The following is a 19,739-nucleotide window of genomic DNA, read 5'->3' as shown; positions in this document are numbered from 1 at the left end:
GATTATAAGGAAAATGTTGCTAAAGATAAAAAAATTATAAAAAAGTGTTTTGCGTCTAAATTTTATCTTGTCTCTAAAATAAGGTATTTAAAATGTATTTTTACTTTGTAAAGTATATAAGTTCTAGGTAAGGAAAAAGTCATGAAAAAAATTTTAAAAATTGTACTCATAACTGTAGTAGTTTTTCTAACTTTGTTTGGTCTATATCGTGTCTATCAAAGGTATTATTATAAGGGAGTGTATGAATCTTTAAGTAATGTCTTTCTAGAGATGAACTATGCAGAGGTAAAAAGTGGTATTTTACCTGGTCTCGCTGATTTTAGTAAAGCTGTTGACGGAAGTCAGTCGTTTAGAGACCCAGACTGGATAATTCCCATAGGACTTGATGCAGGCTTGTCTGAAAATGAGAGTTTAAAAGTGATTGTAGGTTTTGAAGAAACTTTTATTATTGAATACCAGCAACTATTATCTGATGGGAGATATCTTTATATAAAATATGACTACAATGATAAGAAACTTAACCAATCAGTCGAAATCTCAGATTCTAAATGGTCGGTAGCGTATGACTTAGCTAGTTACAATATACTCCATAAGGATGAGGGAAAACTAGATTTGGAGGCATATAAAGAATTATCACGTCAGTCGAAAACAGGAGATTCGATACCCAATTTTTACCTAACAAATCCCAACGAAGTACTAGAGTATTTAAAACCTCATGGGATTGATGAAGCTTGGATTAAAGAAAAATCCCACTTCATACTCTATGATGTTGTTCTAGAACGCTGGTTCAAAAATGGTAGTCAACGCTACTCAGTTGACAATCTTGGGGATGGAGAGATTGTGCCACTAAGTTTTTCTGAATAGAATGATACCCAAGCAATGGATATGTTAAAAGAGAAGAATAATGTTGTTTATCAGTTTATCCAAGATTTAAGTAAGGAAAAAGTCATGAAAAAAATTTTAAAAATTGTACTCATAACTGTAGTAGTTTTTCTAACTTTGTTTGGTCTATATCGTGCCTATCAAAAGAATTATTATAAGGGAGTGTATGAATCATTAAGTAATGTCTTTCTAGAGATGAACTATGCAGAAACCCATAGTGGTATTTTACCTGGACTTGCTGATTTTAGTAAAGCCGTTGACGGGAGTCAATCGTTTAGAGATCCAGACAGGATAATTTCCATAGGACTTGATGCAGGCTTGTCTGAAAATGAAAGTTTAGAAGTGATTGTAGGTTTTGAAGAAACTTTTATTATTGAATACCAGCAACTGTTATCTGATGGGAGATATCTATTTATTAGATACAATTATAAGAATAAAAATCTTAACCAAACTATCGAAATTTCAGATTCTAAAAGTTCACTGGCATACTACTTAGCTGCGTATAATATAAGAAATAAGGATAGCGGGGAGATAAATTTGGAGTCGTATTTTAAGAGAGCGGGCACTGTGGAAAAACCAAATTTTTACTTAACTAATCCCAACGAAGCACTAGAGTATTTAAAGCCTTATGGGATTGATGAAGCTTGGATTAAAGAAAAATCCCACTTCATACTCTATGATGTTGTTCTAGAACGCTGGTTTAAAAATGGCAGTCAACGTTATTCAGTTGATAATCTTGGGGATGTAGAGATTGTGCCACTCAGTTTTTCTGAATAGGATGATACCCAAGCAATGGAGATGTAAAAAGAGAAGAATAATGTTGTTTATCAGTTTCTCCAAGATTTAAGTAAGGAAAAAGGTAGATGAAAAAAATTTTAAAAATCGTACTCATAATTTTATTAGTTTTTCTAACTTTGTTCGGTCTATATCGTGTCTATCAAAAGAATTATTATAAGGGAGTGTATGAATCTTTAAGTAATGTCTTTTTAGAAATGAACTATGCAGAGATAAATAGTGGTATTTTACCTGGTCTCGCTGATTTTAGTAAAGCTGTTGACGGGAGTCAATCGTTTAGAGATCCAGACAGGATAATTTCCATAGGACTTGATGCAGGCTTGTCTGAAAATGAAAGTTTAGAAGTGATTGTAGGTTTTGAAGAAACTTTTATTATTGAATATCAGCAACTATTATCTGATGGGAGATATCTATTTATTAGATACAATTATAAGAATAAAAATCTTAACCAAACTATCGAAATTTCGGATTCTAAAAGTTCACTGGCATACTATTTAGCTGGGTATAATATAAGAAATAAGGATAGCGGGGAGATAAATTTGGAGTCGTATTTTAAGAGAGCGGGCACTGTGGAAAAACCAAATTTTTACTTAACTAATCCCAACGAAGTACTAGAGTATTTAAAACCTCATGGGATTGATGAAGCTTGGATTAAAGAAAAATCCCACTTCATACTCTATGATGTTGTTCTAGAACGCTGGTTTAAAAATGGCAGTCAACGTTATTCAGTTGATAATCTTGGGGATGTAGAGATTGTGCCACTCAGTTTTTCTGAATAGGATGATACCCAAGCAATGGAGCTGTTAAAAGAGAAGAATAATGTTGCTTATCAGTTTATCCAAGATTTAAGTAAGGAAAAAAGTCAATGAAAAAATTTTTAAAAATCGTACTCATAACTGTAGTAGGTTTTCTAACTTTGTTTAGTCTAGATCGTGTCTATCAAAAGAATTATTATAAGAGAGTGTATGAATCTTTAAGTAATGTCTTTTTAGAGATGAACTATGCAGAAACCCATAGTGGTATTTTACCTGGACTTGCTGATTTTAGTAAAGCCGTTGACGGAGGTGAATCATATCGCGATAAGGATATTATAGTTGGTCTGAGTCCTGAAGCAGGCTTATCTGAGAGTGAAACTATATTAGTGTATGTAGGTATTGAAAAAACATTTCTAATTGAGTATAGGCGGGCGTTACCTGATGGTAGATACCTTTTTATTGATTATGATTATAGAGATAAGATGCTCAAACAAACTATTGAAATTTCGGAATCTGACCAATCATTAGCTTACGGGTTAATTGGTTATAATATAGAAGTGAAGAGTGGAAAAGAATCTGATTTAGAGCTACATTTAAAAAGTTCCTATAGTTTTAGCTCGACTAAAGGTTTACCAAGTTTTCAGCTAACAAATCCCAACGAAGTACTAGAGTATTTAAAACCTCATGGGATTGATGAAGCTTGGATTAAAGAAAAATCCCACTTTATGCTCTATGATGTCGTTCTAGAACGCTGGTTCAAAAACGGCAGTCAACGTTACTCAGTTGACAATCTTGGGGATGTAGAGATTGTGCCATTGAAATCTATGAAAGAATAGAACTAAGTATGAATAGAGAGAGCTTTATAAATAGTAAATGTATGTTATAATATAGGAAATGAACTTGAGGTGATTTTTATGAATTTATTGAATATTTTTTCTGAACTTGATTATAAAGCTATCATCGAGGGGAGTCTGACTAATTTAATTCCAACAATTATAGCAGGAGGATTTGCATTATTTGTAATTGATAAAATGACAAGCTATATCCGTATTTCAAAAAAAATGGAATCCTATGGTTTTAAGGGGACGGCTTCAAAGAAGGGGTTTTCGAAAACTGATATAAAGAAGATGTGTAAAGATACTGAGAGATTAGATATTATCTTTGTATCGGGTTATGGTTTTTTTAGTGTTAACAAGACGCCTCTAAAAAAAGCTATGGATAAAGGTATGCACATTCGATTTTTATGCGCGCAAGTAGATAATCATTTCTTAACTGATATTGAAAATTTAGAAGTAGAGCAAAAAAATCGTAAATCTGGAACAAAGATTAGTGAAGAGATTCGTGAAATAGTCAACGAGTATGAATCATACATTTTAGATATTAACGTGGTAGAGCAATATTTAAATAAGATTAAGCAACTAGAACAACTAGACATTGAACAAGGCTATTTAGAAAATGGCAAAGATATAAAAAAGGAAATTGAAAAGTTATGTAAACAACTTGAGTATTATAAACGTGAAAAAAAGATGGAAATTCGCTATTACTCAACTGAGTATCGTTTACCGTTTATTTTATCTCAAAGTAAACCTTCAAAGGGTAAAATAACAACGAAAGTATGGTTGAATATCACTCTTCCTCCATATAAGTCTGCTGAAAATTTTATGTTAACTGGTGAGAGGGTTGATGATATTAACAAAGATGAGGGTGATTTTAACTTTATTGAAATGATGGAAGAACACTTTGAAAGTATCTGGAATAAGGCTTCTCGAACATTAGGTGAAAATGAAATAAAAAAAGAATCTCAGTACAAAACTTGGGAACAGTTATTGAAATCTTCATCAGAACGAATGATAAAAACAAGACAAACTGGCAACGGTTTATTAATTGAAGTTGCAGCTCAGCACCCATTAGATGAAGGGAAATATCCCAATGAAGAATTTTTAAAACGTTTGGATAAAGCAATAGAGTTATATAATAGATTAAATCAATCGGGAGAAAGTGTATTTATATATGTTCCAGGAAGTGTTCATAAAAATAATGAAGTAGCAGATGAAATTTCTCTTAGCAGTGCTGGAAAACAATATTTAGTAGAAAAAGGGATTAGTAGTGCGGTAATATATAGTGATGAGATGAACGTAAAATATAAAGGAGATCAGGGAGTTTATAATTCTACTGATGAATGTTATGTTGCAACACAGATTTTCGAGGAAATGAAATTTAAACAAATTTATTGTGTATGTTCACCAGCTCAACTTTTAAGAAAAGCTTTCAGTTATATTAAATTTGGTACATTACCTTATTTTGAGGTTGCAAATGCTGAAAGATTACATCATAGTTATGTAGATGAATATTTTAAAATGATTCCATTACTCTTGTCAGATGATAAAGCGTTACAATTGGATTCTGAATTAGGAGAAGAAATTCGCAAATACAGAAAACCAATGAAATAAAAGATAAATAATCTTGAGGGAGCAAGTTATAAACTAACTTGTTTTTTACTAAATTATTTTATTCATTATAAAGATTGTTTTTATTTCTTAATATAAAACTAAAATTGAAAAGTTAATTGAAAATTTATTAAAAGTAAGATTTATAGGATAAATTTTGTGAGTATTTAAATAAGGGTGTACGTTAAATTGAAAAAATCAGATTTTGTTATTTTAACCATCTTACTGTTTACTGTATCCATCCTAACTCTTGTGATTTGTAATATAAAATGGGAAATCATCACTTTAGGTGCAAATGAAGAGACAAAGGTGCATGTAAACGGACACTCTGAGAGTTTGGACTCCATAATCCATGTAGAGGTAATTCCAGTTACTACAGATGGGAATATAAAGCTTTCTCGAGGTGATGATTGGTTTGATCCTGAAAAAGGAATTGGATATAATATTAAGGATTCTCGGATTGAAACCTATCATTACAATGAAAAAACATAAAGCTGGGATGTAACGATATTAGAGAATCCTCATAATGGCATTGGTGTCGATCGCGAAGGTATTATTATGGATCCACCTCAAAATGCACTTTTTTCGTTTGCTTCAAAGAAAGGATTCGAAATCAAAATAAAGAATATATCTGATCAGACAGTTGAATTTAAAGTAAAAGTGACATATGATTAAGATTTGGCAAGTTGATAGTTTAGCAAGCAATAGATCCAAATAGTAGATTGATTAGAATCAAACCGGTCAAATCCTGCTAACTTTCAAATTGAAGTACCAAAATCAAATAGAAGTCATAAATATGAATAGGAGAAGGAATGGTATTACAAGATATATTTGATGCAGCTCAAGAAGGAACGTTTGAAGAGTTTTATTCGCTCTACAAGGGAGATGTCAATCAAAACACACATGAGAAATTGAATTTGTTGAACATGGTTTTAACTAGCAATACTTTGCTAGATGAAAAACTTAAGATTATTCAGTTTCTTATTGATGAAAAAATTGATGTTAATTGTTTAGACTCAGATAATAGAAATGCCTTACATAATTTGTTTCAGTTTAAAGCGAATTGGAGAGTAGATGTTGAGTATGCAACTAAGGTCATGTCAATGTTGTTGAAAGCAGGGATAAATGTTAACCAAGTTGATAAATATGGGGCAATTCCATTGATTGCTGCGATTACAGTCTTGAAATTAACAACCAAGGAAGCCTTGCCTTTATATGAGATGTTGATTGCTAGTGGTTCTGATATTCACCGTAAAGATTTTCAAGGGAAGTCAGCTATAGATTATGCGAGAGAATTCAGTTGGAGACAAGATTTATTATCTGAAAATGGAGGGTTACTTGCTGATGAATAATAGTGATTTTGGTGGATTTATGGTTTCAAATAATGTAATAAATGGCTATCCGATTCAGTACACTTATAGAGAGAAATCTTCAATTTCTCAGTTAAATGGCTGGACAATATTATCTTCTATCGATGATGAAGAATATATTTCTGATCCTGATAATTTTACAATTCTAGGTGCGACAAGTATACTGCAAATTGCTCCTGTTCTACTAGAAATTTTCCCCGCAAAATATGGAACAGATTTGTTTTGGCTGTACAAGGATAGTGTACATATAGGATTTTATGATTTAAAGTCAGAAAGAGAAGTTACTATTACAGAGATTTTGCAATAGTCTTTTCTGAATGACTATGGTATATTTAAAAAAAACCAAATGAATCATTAAGCCAAGTAACTTTAAAAAATTTTAGAAATTCAGATAAAGGCATTGTTTTATAAAAAGCAGGCGATAAAAACATGGCATACACACAAGAAGATTTTCAAGAATGGACTTTCCTCATTTGCTTTTACTAGGGAGTTTGCTGAGGAATAAGGCCTTCATTTAGACTATAGCATGCAGTCTTTGGATGATTTGGAGTCTTAGATATTGGCTCACAAGGGAGGATATTAAAGTGACGATAGAAACAGAGTTGAAAAAAATAAGTAAAAGTTTATCTTTAATAAATGACAGTCAAACCTCTAACAAGATATCTTCTACTAATCTAGAAAATATAGATGATATTTTAAATGATTATTTACCCCTTCATTTAAAATGGATAGAGAAGGGAAATTCTTGGATTGTTGAGTCATTAAGTGAGAATCGCCAATTAGATAGACAAGCCTTTTCTCAGTTACTTGTAGGAGTTAGAAATCTGTATCTTGATTTAGAGGAACTTCAAGATTTACTGATTGAAGTATCAAATGAAATAGATGAAAATTAGAGGTTTAAAACGTAAAATGGAATAATGAGGGTATATATGACATCAGAGCTAGAAACTAAAAATGAAGAATGGGTAGAAGTCTTTAAAGGTTTGATTCCTGTAGATAACTATAAGTTAAAAGTCTTGTTGACAAACTTGTCAGATGGTCAAGAAATTAGGCTGATTGGAGAGCAGAACCGTTTTAAATTATCATGTATTTATTATGATGAAGCACGAGTCTTTAGCAGGGAATTGTATTTATCTGCAATTCTGGATAAAGAGATGGTTAAAAAACTTGAAAAAAATAATTTCCAAAATGTCATTTACGAAGTAAAGAATAGTCAATTAGTGAAGAAACTGGAATACACATCATATTATGACCCAGGAACGTTGCATTCACGGCATTATATCATCATAACTCAAGATAGTGTAGTGGAGATTCTTGTTTCTGCAAATTTGAAATTAAATATCAGTCAATACTAAAAAATTTGCTAATCAAACATGTATACCACTGTAGTATAATTATCAGACAATAGAACTTGGAGAAATGATATGGAAAAATGGACGGAAATTAAACCGGGATTCATCCCTTTTGGTGACTATGGCATCGAGATAAATATAGATGGGGATACTCTAATTGCCTACTTGAAAGATTCAGAAAAATTTAAATTTACCTTTACAAAAGTTTGGGCTTTCCGAACAGTCCAGGAAAGTTTAGAATTAAGAGATAAATATTGGGAGCAAGGATTGGCAAAGAACAGACCACTTTATCTGACCAACTATATCTATGTGGTCGAGAATACAGAGTTTGGTGACTTGGTTACTTCTGCAAATATAGCCAATAAAAAGCTTCATCACTATTTCATAATGTCGACAGAATATTTAGTGGATATTGTATCCGAAAACGATGTAAAAGTGGAGAAAGTGACTAGCTAGTTTTATGAAATAGTCTCATGTAAAGTGTATGAAATGGTTTACTTTTTTTCAGAAATAAGCTATACTAGTTAGAGTAAACTGTGATAAAATGGAGGTATTGTCTATGGTTGACAAGAGACTCATCGAAGAGATCAAAAACAATACCAATATTGTCGAAATCATAGGAGAAGTGATTTCTTTACAAAAATCTGGACGGAACTTTTTAGGGCTCTGTCCTTTTCATGGTGAAAAGACCCCTTCCTTTAACGTGGTTGAAGATAAGCAGTTTTACCACTGTTTTGGATGTGGTCGTTCTGGAGATGTTTTTAAGTTTATCGAGGAGTATCAGCAGGTAACCTTTGCGGATGCAGTGAGGATATTAGCTGAGAGACTTGGGATTCAGATGGCAGCGCCTGTTCAAGGTTCTGTACAGCCTAGGTCGCCCCATCAAAATCTCTACGATATGCATGAGAAAGCTGCTCGTTTTTATCATGCCATCCTTATGACGACGAAGATGGGTGAAAAGGCCAGGAACTATCTCTATAAACGTGGCTTAACAGATGATGTTCTCAAGCATTTTATGATTGGTTTGGCTCCAGCAGAACGCTCTTATCTCTATCAACGTTTAGCAGATGATTATAGTGATAAGGACTTGCTGGATTCAGGTTTGTTTTACCTATCTGAGAGTAATCAATTTTTTGATACCTTTCATAATCGCATTATGTTTCCTCTTTCAAATGATCAAGGAAAGGTGATTGCCTTTTCTGGTCGAATTTGGCAAGAGACCGATTCTCAAACTGGAAAGTATAAAAATAGTCGAGCGACGGCAATTTTTAACAAAAGTTACGAATTATATCATTTGGAGAGGGTAAAAAAAGGCTCGGGCAAGGCACCTGAAATCTACCTGATGGAAGGGTTTATGGATGTCATTGCGGCTTATCGTGCTGGTATTGAAAATGCAGTTGCTTCGATGGGTACCGCACTGACGAGTGAACATGTGGAACATCTGAAACGCTTTACCAAAAAAGTAATCGTCACCTATGACGGAGATAAGGCTGGGCAAGCTGCCACAGCTAAAGCTTTGGACGAGCTTAAAGATATACCTGTCCAAGTAGTCCAGATTCCTGACGCGATGGATCCGGATGAATATTTGCAGAAAAACTCTCCTCAAGACTTGGCTTATCTCTTAACCAATACACGCATCAGTCCAGTTGAGTTTTACATCCATCATTTCAGACCGGAAAACAGTGAAAATCTACAAGCTCAAATTGAATTCATAGAGAAAATTGCTCCCTTAATCGCCAAGGAACCCTCTATCACAGCTCAGAATTCCTACATTCACATTTTGACGGATCACTTGCCATCTTTTGACTATCAGCAAGTCGAACATATTGTCAATGAAAGTCGTGTTAGACAGAGAAAGGAGAAGGTCAAGGAGACCTATAGTCCTAGTCCTATCACTATGTCTGTCACCAAGCAACTGACAGCAGTGATGAGAGCGGAGGCTCATATTCTCTACCGAATGATGGAACATCCCTTGGTACTCAATGACTACCGCTTAAGAGATGACTTTATTTTTGAAACTCCAGAGTTTCAGACCTTGTATGGACTCTTGATTGATAATGGAAGTATCTCGTCTGAGGATTTGGCTCATCAGACCAGAGAAGTGGAGAGTGCTTGGTATCAAGTCCTAGCCTTAGATTTGCCACCTGAGATGTCCCCTCACGAGTTAGCTGAAGTGGAAGAGTCTCGAAAAAGAGCTCTTTTGAATCAGGAAAATCTGCAAATTAAAAAGAAAGTTCAGGAAGCTAGCCATGTCGGTGATACAGACACCGCATTAGAAGAGCTAGAACGCTTAATTGCCCAAAAAAGAAGAATGGAGTAAGAATGGCAACAAAACAAAAAGAAGTAACAACCTTTGACGTTCAAGTAGCGGAATTTATTCGCAATCATAAAAAAACTGGTACGGCAACAGATGATGAAATCAATAACGCCTTAGTAATCCCTTTTACTTTAGATGTGGAAGGTATTGAGAATCTTTTGCAACGCATTCAAGATGCTGGTATCTCAATTACGGACAACGAAGGAAATCCAAGTGCGCGTGTTTTGAGCACTGAGGAAGAACCAGAGTTGACTGATGAAGATTTGATTGGTTCAACCTCTGCTAAGGTCAATGACCCTGTTCGTATGTATTTGAAAGAAATTGGGGTTGTGCCTCTGCTTACAAATGAAGAGGAAAAAGAATTGGCTCTTGCTGTTGAAGCGGGTGATATCGAAGCGAAACAACGCCTTGCAGAAGCAAACCTTCGATTGGTAGTATCTATCGCTAAACGTTATGTTGGACGTGGAATGCAGTTCCTTGACTTGATCCAAGAAGGAAACATGGGCTTGATGAAGGCCGTTGATAAATTTGACTACTCTAAAGGGTTCAAATTCTCAACTTATGCGACTTGGTGGATTCGTCAGGCCATTACTCGTGCCATTGCTGACCAAGCTCGTACCATCCGTATCCCAGTTCACATGGTGGAAACCATTAACAAGCTTGTTCGTGAACAACGTAATCTTCTTCAAGAGTTGGGACAAGATCCAACTCCTGAGCAAATCGCTGAACGTATGGATATGACTCCTGATAAGGTTCGTGAAATCTTGAAGATTGCCCAAGAGCCGGTTTCTCTTGAAACGCCAATTGGTGAAGAGGATGACAGCCATCTTGGTGATTTTATCGAGGACGAAGTAATTGAAAATCCAGTGGACTATACAACTCGTATTGTTTTGCGTGAGCAGTTGGATGAAGTCTTGGACACTCTGACAGACCGTGAAGAGAATGTCTTGCGTCTTCGTTTTGGTCTCGATGATGGGAAAATGCGTACTCTTGAAGATGTTGGTAAAGTCTTTAACGTAACACGTGAACGTATCCGTCAGATTGAAGCCAAAGCTTTGAGAAAACTTCGCCAGCCAAGTCGAAGCAAACCACTTCGTGATTTCATTGAAGATTAAGTTAAGGGAGAGTGAAGATGGCTTACACAGAAGAACAGATTGAAAATATCAAAACACGTATTTTGACAGCCCTAGAAGAAGTGATTGACCCAGAGTTGGGGATTGATATCGTCAATCTAGGCTTGATCTACGAGATTCGTTTTGATGGCGATACAGGTGAGACTGAAATTGATATGACCTTAACAACCATGGGTTGTCCCTTGGCAGATCTTTTAACCGACCAAATCTATGATGCTATGACGGACGTTCCAGAGGTTACTAACGTTGAAGTCAAATTAGTTTGGTATCCAGCTTGGACGGTTGAAAAAATGAGCCGCTATGCTCGCATTGCATTAGGTATCAAGTAAGTAAATGATAAAAAGAGAAATAGTGTAGACGCCAGGAAATTCCCAGCTTTTATGCTATCTCTCTTTTTATTTGCTGATTTTATTTGAAGAAAATGGTATAATGGTTACTATGGAAAAAGAGAAATTACGCATCAATATGCTAAGTTCAAGTGAAAAAGTGGCGGGCCAAGGTGTGTCTGGTGCTTACCGTGAACTGGTACAGCTTTTAAAACGAGATGCGAAAGACCAACTGATCGTAACAGAAAATCTTCCAATCGAAGCGGATGTTACTCATTTTCATACGATTGATTTTCCTTATTATCTCTCGACCTTTCAGAAAAAACGTTCTGGACGTAAGATTGGCTATGTTCACTTCTTACCTGATACCTTGGAAGGTAGTTTGAAGATTCCATTCTTCTTAAAGGGGATTGTCAAACGCTATGTATTTTCTTTTTATGACCGTATGGAGCATCTGGTTGTGGTCAATCCTACCTTCATTGAGGATTTAGTGGCTGCTGGAATTCCACGTGAAAAAGTGACCTATATTCCAAACTTTGTCAACAAAGAAAAATGGCATCCGCTTCCTATAGAGCAAGTTGAACAACTTCGTAAAGATATGGGAATTGATGAGAATCAGTTTGTAGTCGTTGGTGCAGGTCAGGTTCAAAAGCGTAAAGGTATTGATGACTTTATCACTCTAGCTGAGGAATTACCTGATATTACTTTTATTTGGGCTGGTGGTTTCTCATTTGGTGGTATAACGGATGGTTATGAACGCTATAAAAAGATTATGGATAATCCTCCAGAAAATTTGATTTTCCCAGGGATTGTTGATCCAGAACGGATGAGAGAACTCTATGCTTTAGCTGATTTGTTCTTACTTCCTAGCTATAACGAGCTCTTTCCAATGACTATTTTAGAGGCAGCAAGTTGTGAAGCTCCCATTATGCTTCGTGATTTGGATCTATACAAGGTCATTCTGGAGGGAAATTATAGACCAACTACTGATGTGGATGAGATGAAAGAAGCTATCTTGGACTATCGGGAGCATCCAGAAGCTCTGAGAGAATTGAAAGAAAAGGCAAAGGCTATTTCAAGAGAATACTCAGAAGAGCATTTGCTTGAAATCTGGCTAAAATTCTATCGGGAGCAAGCAGCTTTAGGAAAAAAATGAGGTAGTATATGCGAATTGGGTTATTTACAGATACTTATTTCCCACAGGTGTCGGGTGTTGCGACCAGTATTCGAACCTTAAAAACAGAACTTGAAAAGCAAGGACATGCCGTCTTTATCTTTACAACAACAGACAAGGACGTTAATCGTTATGAAGACTGGCAGATTATCCGTATCCCTAGTGTTCCTTTCTTTGCCTTTAAGGATCGACGTTTCGCCTATCGTGGATTTACAAAAGCTCTTGAGATTGCTAAGCAATACAAGCTGGATATTATTCATACGCAGACTGAGTTTTCTCTTGGTTTGTTAGGGATTTGGATAGCGCGTGAACTGAAAATCCCAGTCATTCATACCTATCATACCCAGTATGAAGATTATGTCCACTATATCGCTAAGGGGATGTTGATTCGTCCAGGTATGGTTAAGTACCTTGTGAGAGGCTTCCTTCATGATGTTGATGGAGTGATTTGTCCGAGTGAGATTGTGCGTGACTTGTTATCGGATTATAAGGTCAAAGTTGAAAAGCGTGTCATTCCTACAGGTATTGAGCTTGCCAAGTTTGAACGACCTGAGATTGGACCAGAACATATCGTAGACTTACGTGATAAATTAGGCATTAAGAAAGATGAAAAGATGCTTCTTAGTCTTTCACGTGTTTCTTACGAGAAGAACATTCAAGCTGTTCTGGCAGCACTTCCAGATGTTCTAAAAGAAGAGCAAAATGTTAAATTAGTCGTTGCTGGGGATGGACCTTATCTGGAAAACCTCAAGGAGCAAGCAGAAGATTTGCAGATTCAGGATTCTGTTATCTTTACAGGTATGATCGCTCCGAGTGAGACCGCACTTTACTATAAGGCGGCTGATTTCTTTATTTCAGCTTCTACAAGTGAAACTCAGGGGTTAACTTATCTAGAAAGTTTGGCTAGCAAGACACCAATTATTGCTCACGGAAATCCTTATCTAGATAATTTGATTAGCGATAAGATGTTTGGAACTCTTTATTATGAAGAGAGAGATCTAGCAGGGGCTATTTTAGAGGCTCTTATTGCAACTCCAAAGATGGATGAAAAACTTTTGGCTGAAAAATTGTATGAAATTTCAGCTGAAAACTTTGCTAAGAGAGTCCATGAGTTTTATTTGGATGCCATCATCTCAAATAATTTTGAAAAAGAATTAACTCGTGATGAACCGATGACACAAAGGATTTTAAAGACAGTATTTTACTTGCCACAACAGGCAGTTTCAGTTCCAGTCAAAAGTTCTAAACGAATGTTAAAAGCATCCAAGAAACAGTTGAATGATTTGAGAGATTATTGGAATGACTAAGATCATCGAAGAAAGGAAATGAAGAAATGAAAAAGAAATTTATGAGAAGTAGTCGAGATCAAAAAATCGGTGGAGTATGCGCTGGTCTAGCTAATTATTTTGATATTGATCCTACAATTGTACGTGTAATCTGGGGAGTTCTAGCTTTTTGTTATGGTAGTGGACTTATTGCTTACTTAATTTTATGGGCAATTGCTCCAGTTTCGGAAGAATATTAAAAATAGGGAATTATAGAAAAGGAGAAAATAATGGCATTTGGTGATAATGGAAAACGTAAAAAAACATTTTTTGAGAAATTGACACTATTCGTCGTTTTGATTATGTTGTTTGTAACTTTAGCAGGTATCTTTGCTACAGCCATTGGTGTATTTAGCAGATTTTAAAATGCTAGATTTTCTAGCAAGTAGTAATAGTTGGTGACTGGGATTTCCCAGCCCTTTTTAGAGTGAGAAAAGAATATGAGTATGTTTTTAGATACAGCCAAGATCAAGGTCAAGGCTGGAAATGGTGGCGATGGGATGGTTGCCTTTCGCCGTGAAAAATACGTCCCTAACGGTGGACCCTGGGGGGGTGATGGAGGTCGTGGTGGTAACGTTGTCTTTGTTGTAGATGAAGGTTTACGTACCCTGATGGACTTCCGTTACAATCGTCATTTCAAAGCCCAATCGGGTGAAAAAGGAATGACCAAAGGAATGCACGGACGCGGTGCAGAAGACTTGATTGTTCGAGTACCGCAGGGAACAACTGTGCGTGATGCAGAAACTGGAAAAGTTATCACTGACTTGATTGAGCACGGCCAAGAGTTTATCGTTGCTCACGGTGGTCTAGGTGGCCGTGGGAATATCCGTTTTGCGACACCCAAAAATCCTGCGCCAGAGATCTCTGAGAATGGAGAACCTGGTCAGGAGCGCGAATTACAGTTAGAACTTAAAATTCTTGCTGATGTTGGTTTGGTTGGATTCCCTTCAGTTGGAAAATCAACTTTGCTCAGCGTAATTACCTCTGCAAAACCTAAAATTGGTGCCTACCACTTTACAACAATCGTTCCAAACCTCGGAATGGTCCGTACTCAATCAGGTGAGTCCTTTGCAGTGGCAGACCTTCCTGGATTGATCGAAGGTGCTAGTCAAGGCGTGGGCTTGGGAACTCAGTTCCTTCGCCATATTGAGCGTACTCGCGTTATCCTTCACATCATCGATATGTCAGCCAGTGAAGGTCGCGATCCTTACGAAGATTATCTAGCTATTAACAAGGAGTTGGAATCTTATAACCTTCGTCTCATGGAGCGTCCCCAAATCATTGTTGCTAATAAGATGGATATGCCAGAAAGTCAGGAAAACCTTGAAGAATTCAAGAAAAAATTGGTAGCTAACTATGATGAATTTGAGGATCTTCCGGCCATCTTCCCAATCTCTGGTTTGACTAAGCAAGGTCTTGCACCTTTACTAGATGCAACAGCAGAGCTTCTTGATAAGACGCCAGAATTCCTTCTTTATGATGAGTCAGAAATGGAAGAAGAAGTTTATTATGGCTTTGACGAAGAAGAAAAACCATTTGAAATTAGTCGTGATGACGATGCAACTTGGGTACTTTCAGGTGAAAAACTCATTAAACTCTTTAACATGACTAACTTTGATCGTGATGAGTCTGTCATGAAGTTTGCTCGTCAGTTGCGTGGTATGGGAGTTGATGAAGCTCTCCGTGCCCGTGGTGCTAAGGATGGAGATCTAGTTCGTATCGGTAAATTTGAGTTTGAGTTTGTAGACTAGGAGATAGCTATGGGAGATAAACCGATATCTTTCCGTGATGCTGATGGAAATTTTGTTTCTGCAGCAGACGTCTGGAATGAGAAAAAGTTAGAAGAACTCTTTAATCGCCTCAATCCAAATCGTGCTTTGAGACTAGCAAGAACTAAAAAGCAAGCTGAAAATAACAAATCATAAAATAAACCCGTGATGAGAGTCATCACGGGATTTTATTAGCGATCAAAGAATAGAGGTGGTGCAAATTGTTTGAGACGTTCAAAGCAAGATTGAGCTTGTTCTTTATCCTCGCAGATAACCAAACAGACATCATTTCCACAGATAGTAGCCACTATTTCAGGGAAGTTTAGGGCGTCCAAGATAGATCCGAAGGATTGTGCCAAACCTGGATAGGTTTTGATAACAACCTGGTGTTGGACGGGTTGCATCATGTAGAGGGCTTCCTCCATATAGACTTCTAGCCGTTTTTCCCACTTGGATGTAGAGTCAGTGTTGATTGAATAATAGGAGTGCTCCCCTTCACGAATCTTAGAAAGATTCATCAGATTGATGTCTCTTGAAAGTGTTGCTTGTGTGACCTGTACTCCGTTTTCAATCAGTAGTTCTTGTAATTCAGTTTGGGTATGAATTTTTTGTTTAGTGATTAGGGCTCGGATGAGCTGGTGTCTTTGCTCGGCTTTGTTCATCTACAGTTACCTCCCTTTGAAAAGGTATCTCAAGATTGGACTGTTCAAGGTCTACAGTCAAGTGATAGTCTGTATTGTCACGTACAGTAATCTCAAAGTCTGTTGTGTAAAGAACGAGACGTACTGTATCGCCTTCTTTTAGTTTGTAAATAGTTGGTTGGAGTTCAAATTGGAATTCCATCCATTCATCTGGCTTAACTTCTTCAATTTTTAATAAATCATGACGATTTTGAAGATTGAGGTAGCCTTTGGTAATAACACGCTGTGCATTTGGACTAAATGGTAGTTCGCAAAGGTTTTCCAGCATATGGTAACGACCATTATCAATCGTACGAGCAGACAAGACTCCAGGATAAGGTTGAAGGTATTTCTTTTGACCAAGTTCGAGAAGTTGAGCAGAGAGAAGACCTTTATTGGTACTTGACTTGAGACGAAGGTTTAGTTTAACACGACCATTGATATGAAGATCTTCAGTCACTGGAAGATCAATGGTAATCTGATTCACCTTACCTTGATAAAGTTCATTGTTAAAGGTTTGGTAGGTCTTTCCAAAACGTTCAAAGTCTGAGTCTTGATAGTGGTTTTGAATGACAGCTTCTTCAGTACCTAAAGAGAAAGTTTTATGGTCAGTTTGATTTCCAAAATCTTCAAGTGACAGCCAGGTTTGAGGAGCAGTATTGTCTTGCCAAACGACTCTTGGAAGTTGGTAGTCAGTTTCTTGGTCCAATAATTTCTGCGTCAAAAGAGCATTCATGGATTCACGGAAATCAATAGACTGCCAGTTGTTCATATAAACATGGGCACCGTTATGATAAAAGAGATGTTTCTTAATATTGCTTGGAAGAGCATTGAACATTTGATAGACATGAAGTGGTTTGACATTCCAGTCTTGCGAACCGTGGGTAAAGACAACTTCAGTCTTAACTTTTTCAGCATTAAGTAGGTAGTTTCTGTCATGCCAGAATTGGTTATAATCTCCAGTTTTACGGTCTAGATTTTTCTTCAGTTCTTCTATAGAATCTTTATGAGACTCGTTTCCACGGATATAGTCACCAGCTAAGAGATTACGAGAATAAGTTAATTCATCTAATGAATCGAAGTCCTCCCCTGGATAGCCACCAGGGCTTGTTACCAGACCATTTTCTCGATAATAGTTGTACCAAGAAGAAATACCGGCTTCAGCAATAATGACTTCTAAACCATCAACTCCTGTAGTTGCAAGACCATTAGACATTGTTCCTAGATAAGAAAGACCAGTAGTGGCAACTTTTCCATTTGACCAGTCAGCCTTGACCTGACGTTTACGACTGTGGTCTGTGAAGGCACGACAACGACCATTGAGCCAATCAATAACATTTTTATAGGCTTCAACTTGGCGGTAATCTCCGTTGGTCATTTGACCTTGAGAATCCTTGGTTCCAAGACCAGATACGTAGATATTTGCAAATCCTCTTGGAAGGAAGTAGTCGTTAAGTGTGTAGCTGCTATTGATATGAGTGAGTTTTTCTTCAGCTTCTGGAACGAGTTCAGCTTCTCCAACAGGTTCAACCAAGTCTAATGTTGGTTTTTCTAGAGAAATTTCATGTGCTTCCTTGACTTCTAGCTCAGCTTCCATTTTGTAAAGAGCTTTATCACTTGCTTTATCATTGGTTCCTTGATGGTAAGGACTTGCCGTCATAACAGCTGGAATTTTGCCGTGGTAAGATGGACGAATAATGTTTACCTTGATAAGATCTGGCAGTCCATCATTATCAGAATTAATACGACTTTCCACATAAACAACTTCCCGAATAGCATTGTTTGCAGAGAAGGTTGCCAAGCTCTTGCCATTGAAGTGGTGGTAATCATTGTCCTCAGGGATAAGACCATCGCTAACCAATTGATCGATCAAGGTATTTCCCTTTTTAGTGCGCGTGTTAAGGAGTTGATAGAGATTGTCAATCAAATCTCCGTATACAATAGGGAATGCCGTTTCTTTGTGAAAAACAAGACCATCTTCAAAGTCCGTTAAGTAGCTGAAACCAAGCAACTGAAAGGCAACAGTATAGAAAATCTCTGCAGTTAATTCACGATCAGAATTGAAGAAAGTGAGCAGATCAGTTTCTTTATCTACAGCTAAAGTTGAGAGGGGATAATCTGTATTTTTGTAATTGAAAAAGCAAGTTCTAACAAAAGCTTCAAACAGTTCTTTATCAGAATTTGATTGGTCAAGCTTGAATCCAAGGCTGGATAATTCCTGTAAAGCTTCTTGTTGGCTTACAGGATAGTAACTGAATTGATTAAAACGCATAGATGCCTCCTTTGAAGAATCATTCTAAATTTATTATATCAAAAAAGTAGAGGAAATGATAGAAAATACAAGTAACTGTTATAATAAACTAAAAAGGATGACTTCGTGAAATGGAATATAAAAAGACAGATTCGAGGAATCTATTAAATTAAAAATACAGAAATCATAGATTTGAAAAATAATTGAAATATTTTAGATTGCACGCTTAATATAAAATAAAAAAACTAGCCATGGAATTAGTAGTAGCTACTAAATTCTATGACTAGTTGTAGAGTTTAAGGTTTTGACTTGATAATTTTAGTTTGTTTAGATAGTGATTGGAGTGTTTGGTCACTTAATTTTGAATCAGTGATAATGGTGTCGATATCTGAGATATTGTAAAATGTGAAAAAATCAAATTTATCAAATTTGCTATGGTCAGCTAGGAGATATTTTTTATTGGCGTTTTCTAGTGCTAATTTCTGTGCTTCACCTTCGTCTTCACTAAAAGTAGCGATAGCATGATCCTTGATACCATTACAACTAACGAAGGCTTTTGAAAATTGCAAACTAGCTATATCTTGAAGAGTGAGAGTACCGACAAAAGCTCCTGTAATTGAACGATAATTACCACCGATTAGAATGAGATCAGTTAGCTTACGCTCGTTTAGAATGAGAAATACAGGCAAACTATTGGTAACAACTCGAATATTATCGATAGGAAGCTCACGCGCAAAGAATTCTAATGTGGTACCTGGACCAATAAAAATAGTTTCTCTTTCTTCAACTAAGTGACCTGCAAAGCGAGCAATTTCTTGTTTTTCTGCTGTTTGTAGTCCTTGTTTTTCAACGTTAGAACGCTCATTATTTAATAAGGAACCTGTTCGAAGTTTTTCAGCACCGCCATGAACTCGAACCAGCAAATCCTTATCCGCTAACTCTTGTAAATATCGTCTAGCTGTCATATCGGAAATATCAAGGCGATTCATAATCTCTTTAACAGTGATAGTTCCTTTTGTATTAACAATGTCTAAAATAGTATCTAATTTTTCTTGCTTCAGCATTGAACCACCCCCAAATCTAATATTATTTTATCATATTTTAAACAGCTAAGCAACTTAAAGAAAACAAAAATAAACAAAAAAAAACATCTAGTTTTTAAA

At 36.2% G+C, this 19,739-nt stretch carries 23 protein-coding genes and 1 pseudogene; 21 read left to right on the top strand and 3 right to left on the bottom strand.

The features are described from left to right. Nucleotides 1-141: 141 nt before the first annotated feature. From QM917_RS03685 to QM917_RS03585, 21 genes and pseudogenes are all read left to right on the top strand, one after another. Complete coding sequence (locus QM917_RS03685) at nt 142-864, top strand: TipC family immunity protein (RefSeq protein ID WP_414284873.1); 723 nt, start codon at nt 142-144, stop codon at nt 862-864. Nucleotides 865-879: 15 nt separating this feature from the next. Next, nucleotides 880-1,659 (top strand): TipC family immunity protein, encoded by a 780-nt coding sequence (locus QM917_RS03680; protein ID WP_414284872.1) that lies wholly within the window; start codon nt 880-882, stop codon nt 1,657-1,659. 86 nt (nt 1,660-1,745) lie between these two features. Then, nucleotides 1,746-2,456, top strand: a complete 711-nt coding sequence (locus QM917_RS03675) for a TipC family immunity protein (RefSeq protein ID WP_414284871.1) — start codon at nt 1,746-1,748, stop codon at nt 2,454-2,456. Between the two features lie 86 nt (nt 2,457-2,542). After that, nucleotides 2,543-3,268 carry a TipC family immunity protein gene (locus QM917_RS03670; RefSeq protein ID WP_414284870.1) on the top strand — a complete coding sequence of 242 codons (726 nt, stop codon included), beginning with the start codon at nt 2,543-2,545 and terminating at the stop codon, nt 3,266-3,268. 78 nt (nt 3,269-3,346) lie between these two features. Beyond that, the gene (locus tag QM917_RS03665) at nt 3,347-4,882 is read left to right on the top strand and encodes a hypothetical protein (protein ID WP_414284869.1); all 1,536 of its coding nucleotides are present in this window, start codon (nt 3,347-3,349) and stop codon (nt 4,880-4,882) included. 186 nt (nt 4,883-5,068) lie between these two features. Next, nucleotides 5,069-5,371, top strand: coding sequence for a hypothetical protein (locus QM917_RS03660; protein ID WP_414284868.1), 303 nt, complete (start codon nt 5,069-5,071; stop codon nt 5,369-5,371). 252 nt (nt 5,372-5,623) lie between these two features. Then, nucleotides 5,624-5,683: pseudogene (locus QM917_RS03655) on the top strand (GH-E family nuclease); the annotation flags it as partial. Between the two features lie 8 nt (nt 5,684-5,691). Continuing rightward, nucleotides 5,692-6,231 carry an ankyrin repeat domain-containing protein gene (locus QM917_RS03650; protein ID WP_153224714.1) on the top strand — a complete coding sequence of 180 codons (540 nt, stop codon included), beginning with the start codon at nt 5,692-5,694 and terminating at the stop codon, nt 6,229-6,231. Next, on the top strand, nt 6,224-6,556 hold the full coding sequence (locus QM917_RS03645) for a DUF2185 domain-containing protein (RefSeq protein WP_414284867.1): 333 nt from the start codon (nt 6,224-6,226) through the stop codon (nt 6,554-6,556). Before QM917_RS03650 ends, QM917_RS03645 begins: the two co-directional genes overlap by 8 nt. Before the next feature lie 277 nt (nt 6,557-6,833). Beyond that, nucleotides 6,834-7,142: a hypothetical protein gene (locus QM917_RS03640; RefSeq protein WP_281334964.1), complete on the top strand. Its 309-nt coding sequence runs from the start codon at nt 6,834-6,836 to the stop codon at nt 7,140-7,142. 36 nt (nt 7,143-7,178) lie between these two features. Next, nucleotides 7,179-7,604, top strand: a complete 426-nt coding sequence (locus QM917_RS03635; protein ID WP_414284865.1) for a hypothetical protein — start codon at nt 7,179-7,181, stop codon at nt 7,602-7,604. Between the two features lie 69 nt (nt 7,605-7,673). Further along, a complete protein-coding gene (locus tag QM917_RS03630) occupies nt 7,674-8,057 on the top strand; it encodes a hypothetical protein (protein ID WP_414284863.1) in 384 nt (127 codons plus the stop codon). 103 nt (nt 8,058-8,160) lie between these two features. Further along, entirely contained in the window at nt 8,161-9,921 is a 1,761-nt protein-coding gene (dnaG, locus tag QM917_RS03625; RefSeq protein WP_414284862.1) for a DNA primase, read from the top strand. 2 nt (nt 9,922-9,923) lie between these two features. After that, nucleotides 9,924-11,033, top strand: a complete 1,110-nt coding sequence (gene rpoD, locus QM917_RS03620; protein ID WP_000201894.1) for an RNA polymerase sigma factor RpoD — start codon at nt 9,924-9,926, stop codon at nt 11,031-11,033. A gap of 17 nt (nt 11,034-11,050) precedes the next feature. Beyond that, entirely contained in the window at nt 11,051-11,380 is a 330-nt protein-coding gene (locus tag QM917_RS03615) for a metal-sulfur cluster assembly factor (RefSeq protein WP_000331926.1), read from the top strand. Nucleotides 11,381-11,480: 100 nt separating this feature from the next. Next, nucleotides 11,481-12,533: a glycosyltransferase family 4 protein gene (locus tag QM917_RS03610; RefSeq protein ID WP_414284861.1), complete on the top strand. Its 1,053-nt coding sequence runs from the start codon at nt 11,481-11,483 to the stop codon at nt 12,531-12,533. Between the two features lie 8 nt (nt 12,534-12,541). After that, nucleotides 12,542-13,858 carry a glycosyltransferase family 4 protein gene (locus QM917_RS03605; RefSeq protein WP_414284860.1) on the top strand — a complete coding sequence of 439 codons (1,317 nt, stop codon included), beginning with the start codon at nt 12,542-12,544 and terminating at the stop codon, nt 13,856-13,858. A 26-nt stretch (nt 13,859-13,884) separates the two neighbouring features. Next, complete coding sequence (locus QM917_RS03600) at nt 13,885-14,076, top strand: PspC domain-containing protein (protein ID WP_075229473.1); 192 nt, start codon at nt 13,885-13,887, stop codon at nt 14,074-14,076. A gap of 30 nt (nt 14,077-14,106) precedes the next feature. Then, entirely contained in the window at nt 14,107-14,241 is a 135-nt protein-coding gene (locus tag QM917_RS03595) for a DUF4044 domain-containing protein (protein ID WP_049548929.1), read from the top strand. Between the two features lie 75 nt (nt 14,242-14,316). Further along, a complete protein-coding gene (gene obgE / locus QM917_RS03590) occupies nt 14,317-15,627 on the top strand; it encodes a GTPase ObgE (protein WP_414284859.1) in 1,311 nt (436 codons plus the stop codon). A 9-nt stretch (nt 15,628-15,636) separates the two neighbouring features. Continuing rightward, nucleotides 15,637-15,801, top strand: a complete 165-nt coding sequence (locus tag QM917_RS03585; RefSeq protein ID WP_049502767.1) for a hypothetical protein — start codon at nt 15,637-15,639, stop codon at nt 15,799-15,801. Between the two features lie 35 nt (nt 15,802-15,836). Here QM917_RS03585 and QM917_RS03580 read toward each other — a convergent pair whose 3' ends face one another. The 3 genes from QM917_RS03580 to QM917_RS03570 all read right to left on the bottom strand — a co-directional run bounded on the left by QM917_RS03580 (nt 15,837) and on the right by QM917_RS03570 (nt 19,640). Then, the gene (locus tag QM917_RS03580; protein WP_075231622.1) at nt 15,837-16,307 is read right to left on the bottom strand and encodes an arginine repressor; all 471 of its coding nucleotides are present in this window, start codon (nt 16,305-16,307) and stop codon (nt 15,837-15,839) included. Then, nucleotides 16,258-18,597, bottom strand: coding sequence for a Xaa-Pro dipeptidyl-peptidase (locus QM917_RS03575; RefSeq protein ID WP_414284857.1), 2,340 nt, complete (start codon nt 18,595-18,597; stop codon nt 16,258-16,260). Before QM917_RS03575 ends, QM917_RS03580 begins: the two co-directional genes overlap by 50 nt. 275 nt (nt 18,598-18,872) lie before the next feature. Then, nucleotides 18,873-19,640, bottom strand: coding sequence for a DeoR/GlpR family DNA-binding transcription regulator (locus tag QM917_RS03570; RefSeq protein WP_049526101.1), 768 nt, complete (start codon nt 19,638-19,640; stop codon nt 18,873-18,875). Between the last annotated feature and the right edge of the window lie 99 nt (nt 19,641-19,739).

The organism is Streptococcus infantis (genome assembly GCF_047460685.1).
Classification (GTDB): Bacteria; Bacillota; Bacilli; order Lactobacillales; family Streptococcaceae; genus Streptococcus; species Streptococcus infantis_AD.
This window is presented reverse-complemented; position numbering and strand designations above follow the sequence as displayed.

What these genes read in the sequence shown, in the direction of transcription:
- QM917_RS03650 (WP_153224714.1), top strand. Translation starts at nt 5,692, where the DNA reads ATGGTATTACAAGATATATTTGATGCAGCTCAAGAAGGAACGTTTGAA.
- QM917_RS03575 (WP_414284857.1), bottom strand. Translation starts at nt 18,597, where the DNA reads ATGCGTTTTAATCAATTCAGTTACTATCCTGTAAGCCAACAAGAAGCT.
- QM917_RS03635 (WP_414284865.1), top strand. Translation starts at nt 7,179, where the DNA reads ATGACATCAGAGCTAGAAACTAAAAATGAAGAATGGGTAGAAGTCTTT.
- QM917_RS03645 (WP_414284867.1), top strand. Translation starts at nt 6,224, where the DNA reads ATGAATAATAGTGATTTTGGTGGATTTATGGTTTCAAATAATGTAATA.
- QM917_RS03665 (WP_414284869.1), top strand. Translation starts at nt 3,347, where the DNA reads ATGAATTTATTGAATATTTTTTCTGAACTTGATTATAAAGCTATCATC.
- QM917_RS03580 (WP_075231622.1), bottom strand. Translation starts at nt 16,307, where the DNA reads ATGAACAAAGCCGAGCAAAGACACCAGCTCATCCGAGCCCTAATCACT.
- QM917_RS03670 (WP_414284870.1), top strand. Translation starts at nt 2,543, where the DNA reads ATGAAAAAATTTTTAAAAATCGTACTCATAACTGTAGTAGGTTTTCTA.
- QM917_RS03615 (WP_000331926.1), top strand. Translation starts at nt 11,051, where the DNA reads ATGGCTTACACAGAAGAACAGATTGAAAATATCAAAACACGTATTTTG.
- QM917_RS03630 (WP_414284863.1), top strand. Translation starts at nt 7,674, where the DNA reads ATGGAAAAATGGACGGAAATTAAACCGGGATTCATCCCTTTTGGTGAC.
- QM917_RS03680 (WP_414284872.1), top strand. Translation starts at nt 880, where the DNA reads ATGGATATGTTAAAAGAGAAGAATAATGTTGTTTATCAGTTTATCCAA.
- QM917_RS03595 (WP_049548929.1), top strand. Translation starts at nt 14,107, where the DNA reads ATGGCATTTGGTGATAATGGAAAACGTAAAAAAACATTTTTTGAGAAA.
- QM917_RS03675 (WP_414284871.1), top strand. Translation starts at nt 1,746, where the DNA reads ATGAAAAAAATTTTAAAAATCGTACTCATAATTTTATTAGTTTTTCTA.
- QM917_RS03600 (WP_075229473.1), top strand. Translation starts at nt 13,885, where the DNA reads ATGAAAAAGAAATTTATGAGAAGTAGTCGAGATCAAAAAATCGGTGGA.
- dnaG (WP_414284862.1), top strand. Translation starts at nt 8,161, where the DNA reads ATGGTTGACAAGAGACTCATCGAAGAGATCAAAAACAATACCAATATT.
- rpoD (WP_000201894.1), top strand. Translation starts at nt 9,924, where the DNA reads ATGGCAACAAAACAAAAAGAAGTAACAACCTTTGACGTTCAAGTAGCG.
- obgE (WP_414284859.1), top strand. Translation starts at nt 14,317, where the DNA reads ATGAGTATGTTTTTAGATACAGCCAAGATCAAGGTCAAGGCTGGAAAT.
- QM917_RS03585 (WP_049502767.1), top strand. Translation starts at nt 15,637, where the DNA reads ATGGGAGATAAACCGATATCTTTCCGTGATGCTGATGGAAATTTTGTT.
- QM917_RS03685 (WP_414284873.1), top strand. Translation starts at nt 142, where the DNA reads ATGAAAAAAATTTTAAAAATTGTACTCATAACTGTAGTAGTTTTTCTA.
- QM917_RS03570 (WP_049526101.1), bottom strand. Translation starts at nt 19,640, where the DNA reads ATGCTGAAGCAAGAAAAATTAGATACTATTTTAGACATTGTTAATACA.
- QM917_RS03605 (WP_414284860.1), top strand. Translation starts at nt 12,542, where the DNA reads ATGCGAATTGGGTTATTTACAGATACTTATTTCCCACAGGTGTCGGGT.
- QM917_RS03610 (WP_414284861.1), top strand. Translation starts at nt 11,481, where the DNA reads ATGGTTACTATGGAAAAAGAGAAATTACGCATCAATATGCTAAGTTCA.